Annotated in this window: 1 protein-coding gene; it reads right to left on the reverse strand. The window is 59.8% G+C overall.

The window, feature by feature from the left end:
- Window positions 1–140: 140 nt before the first annotated feature.
- On the reverse strand, window positions 141–512 hold a 372-nt coding region (locus B2633_RS11980), incomplete at its 5' end, for a phosphomethylpyrimidine synthase ThiC (RefSeq protein WP_483170915.1).

Below are 512 nucleotides of genomic sequence, written 5' to 3' on the forward strand. Positions count from 1 at the left end.
GAAGTAAGCCATCGCCCGGGCGAGGCTTTTTTCTTCCACCGGGCCGGGAATGGTTATAGTCGCTTTGGTCAGAAACTGCAACGCCAGTAAAAACTCCACCGCCTACCCCTCCAATCGCAGCACTGCCGGCCATACCGGCTCTAAGCTATGCCAAAATATTTAGCCGCAACCTGAGCGGCACAGTCGGCCCCGCAAACCGCACAGTCATGCCTATCATCCCTGGCGCCGAAAGCTGACCGGGTTTGCTCCGGATCTATGGATAGGCTGATCTGCCGGTCCAAATCGGAATCCACCCGGGCCTGCGCCATTTGCCGATCCCGCTCCCAGGCCTGCCGGTTCCCCCGGGCCAGATCGGCGGCATGGGCTGCAATACGAGCCGCGATTACCCCTGCTTTTACATCTTCTTCAGTAGGCAGCCCTAAATGCTCGGCCGGTGTCACATAGCACAGGAAATCAGCCCCAACCGCACCTGCCAGGGCTCCGCCTATGGCCGAGGTGATATGGTCGTAGCC

Origin of the sequence: Syntrophomonas sp. UBA1041 (genome assembly GCF_002316705.1) — a bacterium.
Classification (GTDB): Bacteria; Bacillota; Syntrophomonadia; order Syntrophomonadales; family Syntrophomonadaceae; genus DTU019.